The organism is Pseudomonadota bacterium (assembly GCA_030775045.1).
Classification (GTDB): Bacteria; Pseudomonadota; Alphaproteobacteria; order JALYJY01; family JALYJY01; genus JALYJY01.
Map to the genome: position 1 here is coordinate 1 of JALYJY010000077.1, position 9,025 is coordinate 9,025.

At 63.4% G+C, this 9,025-nt stretch carries 8 protein-coding genes; 3 read left to right on the forward strand and 5 right to left on the reverse strand.

Features of this window, described 5'->3' with window-relative positions; translation table 11 throughout:
* The coding region (locus M3O22_07205; protein ID MDP9196533.1) for a UDP-N-acetylmuramoyl-L-alanyl-D-glutamate--2,6-diaminopimelate ligase at positions 1-1,157 on the reverse strand (1,157 nt) is incomplete at its 3' end.
* A gap of 89 nt (positions 1,158-1,246) precedes the next feature.
* On the opposite strand from M3O22_07205, the gene M3O22_07210 reads away from it, so the two are divergent.
* Positions 1,247-2,005: a Bax inhibitor-1/YccA family protein gene (locus M3O22_07210; protein ID MDP9196534.1), complete on the forward strand. Its 759-nt coding sequence runs from the start codon at positions 1,247-1,249 to the stop codon at positions 2,003-2,005.
* Positions 2,006-2,012: 7 nt separating this feature from the next.
* Here M3O22_07210 and M3O22_07215 read toward each other — a convergent pair whose 3' ends face one another.
* The 3 genes from M3O22_07215 to M3O22_07225 form a co-directional block, all read right to left on the reverse strand.
* On the reverse strand, positions 2,013-2,858 hold the full coding sequence (locus M3O22_07215) for a hypothetical protein (protein ID MDP9196535.1): 846 nt from the start codon (positions 2,856-2,858) through the stop codon (positions 2,013-2,015).
* 184 nt (positions 2,859-3,042) lie between these two features.
* Positions 3,043-3,657 (reverse strand): recombination mediator RecR, encoded by a 615-nt coding sequence (gene recR / locus M3O22_07220; GenBank protein ID MDP9196536.1) that lies wholly within the window; start codon positions 3,655-3,657, stop codon positions 3,043-3,045.
* Positions 3,658-3,814: 157 nt separating this feature from the next.
* Positions 3,815-7,480 carry a vitamin B12-dependent ribonucleotide reductase gene (locus M3O22_07225; GenBank protein MDP9196537.1) on the reverse strand — a complete coding sequence of 1,222 codons (3,666 nt, stop codon included), beginning with the start codon at positions 7,478-7,480 and terminating at the stop codon, positions 3,815-3,817.
* Between the two features lie 211 nt (positions 7,481-7,691).
* On the opposite strand from M3O22_07225, the gene M3O22_07230 reads away from it, so the two are divergent.
* Positions 7,692-8,099 carry a hypothetical protein gene (locus M3O22_07230; GenBank protein MDP9196538.1) on the forward strand — a complete coding sequence of 136 codons (408 nt, stop codon included), beginning with the start codon at positions 7,692-7,694 and terminating at the stop codon, positions 8,097-8,099.
* On the opposite strand, the gene M3O22_07235 is transcribed toward M3O22_07230, so the two are convergent.
* Complete coding sequence (locus tag M3O22_07235; GenBank protein MDP9196539.1) at positions 8,072-8,608, reverse strand: DUF192 domain-containing protein; 537 nt, start codon at positions 8,606-8,608, stop codon at positions 8,072-8,074. The two genes, M3O22_07230 and M3O22_07235, sit on opposite strands and share 28 nt — an antisense overlap.
* A gap of 47 nt (positions 8,609-8,655) precedes the next feature.
* Between M3O22_07235 and M3O22_07240 the strand changes: the two genes are divergently transcribed.
* Positions 8,656-8,877 carry a hypothetical protein gene (locus M3O22_07240; GenBank protein ID MDP9196540.1) on the forward strand — a complete coding sequence of 74 codons (222 nt, stop codon included), beginning with the start codon at positions 8,656-8,658 and terminating at the stop codon, positions 8,875-8,877.
* Positions 8,878-9,025: the final 148 nt, after the last annotated feature.

The window sequence follows — 9,025 nt, forward strand, 5'->3', positions numbered from 1 at the left end:
ATGGTGCAGGCGATCCGGCCCATCACGGGCCGCTTGCCCCGGTCCCTGTCCCCCCCGCATCCGAAAACCACCACAAGATGGCCCTGCGTATGGGCCCGCAGACCCTTCAGCAGGGTTTCCAGCCCATCCGGCGTGTGGGCATAGTCCACATATACTGTGGCGCCACCCGGTAACGTCAGGACCTTTTCCATCCGTCCCCGCACGCTTTTCAGGCGGGACAGGGCTTCTGTTGCCAAGGCAGGATCCGATCCCGTGCCGATGACCAGGCCCAGCGCGCACAGGGCGTTGAAGACCTGGACTTCCCCGATCAGGGGCAGGACCAGGTCATGGGCCCGGCCCAGAATCTCCAGCTGCAGGCGCTGGCCGCCGGACACAGGCGTAATGCCGCGCAACACCAGATCTTTCCCCGCAGCGCCATAGGTCAGAACCCGCAGGCGCCGGCGGGCCGCGATGGCGGACAGGGAGGCGCACTGGGGCGTGTCCGCATTCAGGATTGCGGTTCCGCCTTCCTGGATCCGCTCCTCGAACAGCCGGGACTTGGCGCGGAAATAGGCGTCCATGGAACCGTGATAGTCCAGATGGTCCCGGGTCAGGTTGGTAAATCCGCCCGCGGCGATGCGCACGGCGGCCAGCCTTTCCTGGTCCAGACCGTGGCTGGAGGCCTCCAGCGCCAGATGGTCCACGCCGGCCTCCGCTACCTCCTTCAGGATGGCGTGCAGGGTCACAGGATCAGGGGTGGTCAGGTTGCCGTCCCGGTCAAAACCGCCTCCATGAAGACCTACAGTCCCCAGGCAGGCGGCCTTTATCCCCAGCGCGGCCCACAGCTGCTGCACAAACCAGACGACAGAGGTTTTTCCGTTGGCGCCAGTGACAGCCACAATTGTGGGAGGCTGTTTTCCGTAAAACCGGGCGGCCTCCAGCGCCAGGCACCGGCGGGGATTGCCGTCCTGGATCAAGGTTACACCCGCTGCTTCCGGGGGAAGCTGTGTTCCGGAAGGGGCAAGGATATGCGTGGCCCCGGCCTGGATGGCGGCGGGAATAAACTGCCGGCCATCGTCCTTGACCCCTGGAAGGGCGGCGAACAGGAATCCGGGCTTCACTTTGCGGGAATCCGCGGTGAGACCGGCCCAGGGAGGGGAAAAAGCCTTTTCTGCCACGCCTTATCCTCCGATTGGACTTGAACAGCCCGGCAATCTGTACAATAATATAGAGTGATATCCATTCACTATGGAGTCTGAGGATAGCCATGATCCCTGAACCCCGCAACCGCTATGTCTCCCCTGTCCAGGCCGCCGAGGGCGTCCAGGTTGATGCGGGCCTGCGCCGGCACATGCTGGGGGTCTATAACTATATGGCCTCGGGCCTTGCGGTCAGCGGCCTGGTGGCGTTCCTGCTGGCCCGTGTGCCGGCCCTGCAGGAGATCTTTTTCAGGATAGCGGAAACGCCGCAGGGTCCGGCCCTGGCGCCCAATGCCTTGGGATTTGCAGCCATCATCGCGCCCCTGCTGATCCTGCTTTTCGGCTCCTTCATGATCAACCGGCTGAGGGTCGGCACCATCCAGATGCTCTACTGGGCTTTCGTGGCCCTGCAGGGCGTGGGCCTGTCCCTGCTGTTCCAGTACTATACGGACACCAGCATCGTGCGCACCCTGTTCGTCACAGCCGCGGCCTTTGCGGGCCTCAGCCTGTACGGATACACCACCCGCCGCAGCCTGTCCGCCATGGGCAGTTTCATGACCATGGGCCTGTTCGGGCTGCTGATCGCGATGATCGTCAACATGATCTGGCCAGCGCCCGCCCTGTACTTCGCCATTTCCGCAGCAGGCGTCCTCATTTTCTCCGGCCTCATCGCCTGGCAGACGCAGGCCATCCGGAATGAATATTCGGAAACCATGGATCCGGACATGCTGGCCAAATCGGCCATCTTCAGCGCCTTGTCCCTGTATCTGAACTTCATCAACCTGTTCCAGTTCCTGCTGAGCTTCATGGGCAGCAGCCGGGAATAAGGGGCGGTCAGGCACCGGGAGAAGGGGTCATCAGGGTGGAGACAGGCTCTTCGGGTTCCTCTTCCGGTCTTCTTCCCGGGAGAATTTTGCCTGTACAAATACCCTTGGCCTGACGTCCAAGCTGGCTGATCCTGGACCGGTACCAGCCCCTGTTATCCCGCTGCGTTTCATCGGCAGGGACAGGGGTTTTCCCCGCAAGCTCCCGGGCTACTGCGGCATAGTCCGCGTAATGGCAGGCATCCGGCATTGTCACTCCAGGATCCGTCACCATTGTTCTCAGGCTGACAGCCACCCCTTTCAGGCTTCCTTCCAGGTCATAATACGGTTTGCCGGCTCCAATCCCTTCCCCGATCAGCGCCTGATAGGCCAGGAAACGTTTTTCCGCACTGTCTGCCGCCTCGAAAGTTCCCAGAAAGGCCTGCAGCGCCTTGGCCCTGATCCTCCGGTCTGCCATCCTGCTGTCCGTTCCCATGGCGACGGACAGAACCTGTCCCGTCCACAGGGGCTTTTCCATAACCGTTTCCTGTGACTGCACATCAGCCAGGGGCAGTTCCCTGTCCGGATAATCTGCCATGATCCGGGCCAGCATGGTTCTGCACAGGGCCCTCTGATGCTCTGTCTCGCAGGTCACAATCCCGTCCGGATCCCTGGGGCGCTGGGCGTCCCGGAACTGTCCTGTGGCAAAGAACCAGACCACAACCAGGGGCAGAATGCCGCGCCCGCCATCCGGATTCAGAAACAGGGCCTGCTGCGGATTCTGGCGGTCAGGAAAGTATCCGGCAGCCAGATCATCATGATCCGGAAACCTTGGTTTTGTTTCTTCCGGGGATACGGACCATGATCGTGTTCCCATGGATATACCTTCCTGGAAATGTGGACCATGGGACCTGCCAGGCTCTGCCAGTCCCGCAGCAGGCGCAGCAAGAGTGAGAACTGCAAGCCCGTGCACTGCAATCCGCTTGCGAAACGAAAACGATGTCATGACTCACCATAAGCCTCTGAAGATCAGGGACCTATAAGACACTATGGTTTTTCTTTCAGCCAATCCCCTCTTTGGAGAGGGAGATGCGGGCCCTGAGGGCCGCCACCAGGGTCCCGCTGTCCAGCCAGTGCAGCTCCCCGCCCACGGGCACGCCATGGGCCAGGCGGGTCACGGACAGGCCGGAGAAATGCGCCGCGCGGTCGGCGATGTAATGGGCTGTGGTCTGGCCCTCCACCGTGGCGTTCAGGGCCAGGATCAGCTCCCGCACATGGCCCTGCCCCAGCCGCTGCATGAGGGACGGGATCGCCAGATCATCCGGCCCCACGCCTGCCAGCGCCGACAGGGTCCCGCCCAGAACATGGTACATTCCCCGGTATCCGGCCGATTTCTCGACGGCCCACAGGTCGCCCACATCCTCCACCACACACAGAAGCCCCGTGTCCCGGTTCGGATCAGAGCAGACCGAGCAGGGCTGGCGGGAATCCAGATTGCCGCATGTGGCGCAGGTGGAAATGACCCGCGCAGCCTCCGCCAGCGCGCCGGTCAGAGGCTCCAGAACCTCCTCCTTTTTCTTCATCAGGTGCAGCGCCGCCCGGCGGGCCGAACGCGGCCCCAGCCCGGGCAGGCGGGACAATAACTGTATCAGGCGCTCGATTTCAGGACCGGTCATGATCCCTGTTCCATAACCCTGACTGCGGCGGGCAACTGCTGCGTCGCAGCGGTACTCGGATCCTCACGTACATCCATGTACGCTCCGGTCCTGCGTTCCTCGCTCCTGGTGTTTGCCTCGCCACAGCGGGTTCTGAAACAGGGACAAAAAACCTTCATCAATTACAGCCAGTTGTCGTATTGCATGTCTCACACTTCAGGCACGTGCCGGTGCGCACCAGCGTCATGGCGCGGCATTCGGGGCATTCCTCTCCTTCATAGCCTTTCTCGCGCGCTTCCTGAATGCGGGTGCGCTGCAGCGTCTCGTCCTCGTGGTCGTAACGGTCATGGTGTGCCATGGCCACAGCAGCCAGTTCGGTGTTGCTGGACATGGCGGTTCCTCCCACCACCCTCAGGTTCGAGCGCATATAGCCCCGGCTGGCCACCCGTCTGACGGTTTCCAGCGGATCTTCCGCAACCGCAGGGGCAGGCGCAGCGGGAGTCGGATCAGTCCCCTTCCCCGGCTTCAGGGGCAGCGTGGCCTGCCTGTCCCCGGCGCCGGTGGCATCGGGCAGCAGGTCCGCCGGCGTGGCGTGGGCCAGATCGGTGCGGGCCAGATAACTGATGGCCAGTTCGCGGAAAATATAGTCCAGCACGCTGGTGGCCATCCTGATGGTGTCATTGCCCTCGACCGCGCCGGAGGGTTCAAAGCGCGTGAAGGTAAAGACCTCCACGTACTCTTCCAGCGGCACGCCGTACTGCAGACCCAGGGACACGGCGATGGCGAAGTTGTTCATCAGGCTGCGGAACGCCGCGCCTTCCTTGTGCATGTCGATGAAGATCTCGCCCAGGCGGCCTTCCTCATATTCCCCCGTGCGCACATAGACCTTGTGGCCGCCCACGCTGGCTTTCTGGGTATAGCCCTTGCGCCGGTCGGGCAGTTTCTGGCGCGCAGCCGAAGCCACCCGTTCCACCACGCGCTCGACAATCCTTTCCGCCACCTGCGGAATGCGGGCGGCTGCAGGGGATTCCATGATCCTTTCCACCACCTCGCGGACCTGCGCGGCATCCTGGTCGTCGTCCGCGAGAAGGCCGGCCATCAGCGGCTGGCTGAGCCTTGATCCGTCGCGGTACAGGGCACTGGCTTTCAGGCCCAGAGTCCAGGACAACATGTACGCGGCCCGGCACTGTTCCACCGTGGCCGTGTGCGGCAGGGTGATGGTCTTCGCAATGCCGCCGGAGACAAAGGGCTGGGCGGCCGCCATCATGCGGATGTGGCTGTCTGCGGACAGGCTGCGGATGCCCGTGCGGCCACAGGGCGCGGCGCAGTCAAACACCGCCAGGTGTTCCGGCTTCAGGTGCGGCGCGCCTTCCAGCGTCAGGGCGCCGCAGCAGTATGCGTTTGCGGCGGCAATCTCACCGCCGGAAAAGCCCAGCCAGGATAGCATGTCGAAGGAGGGCCGGTCCAGGTCCTCCTCGGGGATCTGCAGGGTTTCGGCGCAGAATTCATGGCCCAGCGTCCAGGGGCTGAACGCAAACCGGATGTCAAAAGCCTCGCCCAGCCCGGCCTCGATCTCCGCCAGCGCCAGATCGGTGAAGCCCTTTGCCTTCAGGGCGGCATGGCTGACACCCGGCGCATCCTTCAGGGTCCCGCGGCCCAGCACATAGCGGACCATTTCCTGCTGCTGCGCGCGGCTGTAGCCCAGCGCCTGCAGACCCAGGGGCACAGACAGGCTGATGGTTTTGGGCACTGCGCCCGTCGCCGGATTTCCGTACCTCACCAGCGCCTGGTCCGGCTCGATCCCCCGGGTGTCGCAATCCATCAGCAGGCCGATGGTGCCCGTGGGGGCAATGGCTGTCACCTGGGCATTGCGGAATCCGTGCGCCTCGCCGTGCGTCAGGGCGGTGTTCCAGGCATTTCGCGCGGCTTCCACCAGGGTGCGGTCGGGACAGTGTGCAGCCTCCAGGGGCTGCGGCAGGGTGGACAGCCCCTCGTACCCCCCTGCCCCGCCCTGCGCCGCGCGGCAGTGGTTGCGGATGACCCGAAGCATGGGAGCGGCGTTGGAGGCATAGCCGGGGAAATAGCCCAGATCCGCCGCCATCTCTGCCGATGCGGCATACGCTGTTCCCGTCATCAGGGCCGTAATGGCGCCGCACAGGGCGCGGCCGGCATCGCTGTCGTACGGCAGGCCGGACGCCATCAGCAGGGCGCCCAGATTGCTGTGACCCAGACCCAGGGGGCGGAAGGCGTGGGACCGGCGCGCCACCTCGCGCGAGGGGAACTGGGCCATGGTAACGGAAATGTCCAGCACAATGGTCCACAGGCGGCAGGCGTGGGAGAAACCCTCCCCGTCAAAACGGCCGTCGGGCTGGCGGAACCGCATCAGGTTCAGGGACGCCAGGCTGCACGCCGTGTCATCCAGGAACAGGTATTCCGAGCGGGCGCTGGATCCGCTGATCCGGCCCGAGTTGGGACAGGTGTGCCATTCGTTGATGGCGGTGTCGAACTGGACACCCGGATCGGCGCAGGACCAGGCGGCCGTGGCGATTTTGTCCCACAGGTCCCGGGCCCGCACCCGGCGCGCGGGACGGCCGTCGGTACGCCAGGTCAGCTCCCACGCGTCATCGCTGCGCACGGCCTTCAGGAAGGCATCCGGAATGCGTACGGACAGACTGGTGCTCTGGCCCGAAACGGTGTCGTACGCTTCTGAATCCCAGTCGGTGTCATAGACCTGGAAATCCAGCGCCGTGAAGCCCTGCTGCGCAAACTGCAGCATGCGGCGGATATAGTTCTCTGGCACTTCGGCATTGCGGGCTTCCCGCACAGCCTTTTTCAGGGCGGGATTGATCTGGGGGTCACACCCTTCCCTGCAGGCCGTCATGATGGCGTCCAGCTGCCGGCGGATGACCCGGGATCCCGTGACCAGTGAGGCCACTTTCTGTTCCTCGACGCTTTTCCAGCCGATGAAGGCCCCGACGTCGGGGTGGTCGATGTCCAGACACACCGTCCTGACGGGCTGGCCGGTAATCTCGCCGGACTTCAGGGCCGCCGCGGCCCGGTCGCCCGTTTTCAGGAACCCCATCAGGCCCGGGGAGTATCCACCACCGGGCAGGGGTTCTCCCTCGGCCCTCAGGCGGGAAAAACTGGTGCCGGTCCCGGATCCATACCGGAACAGGCGCGCCTCGCGCACCCACAGGTCCATGATCCCGCCCTCGTTCACCAGGTCGTCCGAGACTCCCTGGATAAAGCAGGCGTGGGGCTGGGGCCGTTCATAGGCGGACGCGGAAGGCACTACCTGCCCCGTGGCCGGATCCACATGGAAATGCCCCTGGGCGGGGCCGTCAATGCCGTACGCCCAGTGCAGGCCTGTGTTGAACCACTGGGGACTGCCGGGCGCCGCCATCTGGTGGCACAGCATGTACCGCAGCTCGTCGTAAAAGGCGCGGGCGTCGACCTCGGCGTCGAAATAGCCGTTTTTCCAGCCCTGGTACGTCCAGGTTCCGGCCAGGCGGTGGAGCACCTGGCGGGCCGAGACTTCAGCCCCGTACCGCTGCAGCGACGGCAGGGAGTCCAGCGCTGCCTCGTCCGGCACATGGCGCCACAGCCAGGAGGGTACCGTGTTTTCCTCGACCCGCTTCAGGGCCGCCGGAACACCGGCGCGGCGGATGTATTTCCGCACCAGGATGTCGCAGGCGGTCTGGCTCCAGAACTCCGGAACCTCGATCCCTTCGGCCCAGGAGACAACGCTGCCGTCAGGATTGCGGATCTCGCTGATCACTGACCGGAAAGCAACGCCCTCAAAAACATCCTGGTCTTCCCGCGTGAAGCGTCTTTCGATTCTCATGGCACAGATATTCCCGGAAGCAGTCTGGGCGGGGCGGACAGGCCTGTCCCCGCAGTACGGAAAAATGACTCTGGACTGTTCATCCGGGCTGCGCAATCCCCTTTTTTACAGGAGAGGACAAGGTCGTCCACGTCCCGAAATCCTGTGCCCCTGGAAATCGTGTTGATTTGAAGCTATAGTATTCAAACCATCTGGATTCGGGGGGAATGTGATGAAGCGGTTTCTGGCCGGGGCAGCTGTCACGGGAATGATAGCGGGGTGTGTTTCCGCCCCTTCCTACGTTATCGACCGGCGCCTGCTGCCCTGGATACCGGGTATGGATGCAGCCCTGGCGGAAAACTGCCAGGTTTTCGGACAGGTGATGTCCGGCGCAGATTACGAAGCCGCCCACGCCCTGTTCTGTGCAGAACCCGCAGAAGTCTACCGGCAGTGTGTCCGCAATGCGGGAAAAACCACAGGATGGAGAAACGCCCTGCAGCACGGTCCGGACGATTCCACGGCCACTGTACGCCTTCTGACCTTTCACGCCATCTGCGAGGATGCCCTGGGAGACCCCTGGCAGCCGTCCATAAGGTTATTGGGGCGCAGGTTCTATCTGTCCGGGCCAAACGCCGGATAAAGAACGCGGTCACCGGACTTCAGACCAAGCTTTGATGCAAGGCCTCCGTTGATCTCCAGCACCGCGCGGACAGGTCCCCGCGACATCAGGGGCGTCAGATCGCCCGGCACAGCATCCGGCACAATATTGGCAATCCGCCCGTCTGCGGTGATGAAAACTATATCCAGCGGGATCAGGGTGTTCTTCATCCACATGCCCATGACGTCGTCAGTGTCGCTGAGAAACAGCATTCCCCCATCCTGGTCCAGATGATCCCGGTGCATCAGGCCCTGCATTTTCTGTTCTGCCGTGAGGGCCAGCTCCACCCGGAACGGGACAAGCCTTCCGTCCCCGGTCTCGATGGTCAGGGTCTCCACCGCCGGGGAAGATCCGGAAGGTTCTGTCCGGAATGCACCCATCCGCTCAGCCGCCACCAGGACTGACAGCACAAGGGCCAGAACCAGCAGGATCCGGTTGCGGGTCACAATGCGCATGGAGAGGCTCCCTTGTTGCCGGCCGGCGGGAATCATGCCAGATTCCGGAATCCGCACAAGGGCCCGCACAAAGGGAGAAAACCATGTTCCTGGATAATCTGATGCATGGCCGCCACCGGCAGGCCTTCAACCGGGCGGCTCTCACGTCCGGCCTGCTGATTACCCTGGGCCTTGTGGGCGGCAGCGTATACACAAAGGACGAAACCACGAGCCGTCTTCTTGAGGCTGGCAGTATTGTCTCCATCGGAACCTGTATCGCCCTGGCAAAACGGTCCGGAAAACCGCCGCAAGGACCTGCGCCCTGAAACAGACGGCTGGTTTCTGTTTTAACCCCCTGTTAACCGGGCTGTTTCATGCTGTGTTCATTCCCATGAACAACCGGAAGTCACCCCCATGGCCCCTGACAACCCCGCCTCCCCTGACAGACAGGTCCAGAAACTGAAAGGCCTCCTG

What these genes read in the sequence shown, in the direction of transcription:
- M3O22_07210 (MDP9196534.1), top strand. Translation starts at nt 1,247, where the DNA reads ATGATCCCTGAACCCCGCAACCGCTATGTCTCCCCTGTCCAGGCCGCC.
- M3O22_07215 (MDP9196535.1), bottom strand. Translation starts at nt 2,858, where the DNA reads ATGGGAACACGATCATGGTCCGTATCCCCGGAAGAAACAAAACCAAGG.
- recR (MDP9196536.1), bottom strand. Translation starts at nt 3,657, where the DNA reads ATGACCGGTCCTGAAATCGAGCGCCTGATACAGTTATTGTCCCGCCTG.
- M3O22_07225 (MDP9196537.1), bottom strand. Translation starts at nt 7,480, where the DNA reads ATGAGAATCGAAAGACGCTTCACGCGGGAAGACCAGGATGTTTTTGAG.
- M3O22_07230 (MDP9196538.1), top strand. Translation starts at nt 7,692, where the DNA reads ATGAAGCGGTTTCTGGCCGGGGCAGCTGTCACGGGAATGATAGCGGGG.
- M3O22_07235 (MDP9196539.1), bottom strand. Translation starts at nt 8,608, where the DNA reads ATGATTCCCGCCGGCCGGCAACAAGGGAGCCTCTCCATGCGCATTGTG.
- M3O22_07240 (MDP9196540.1), top strand. Translation starts at nt 8,656, where the DNA reads ATGTTCCTGGATAATCTGATGCATGGCCGCCACCGGCAGGCCTTCAAC.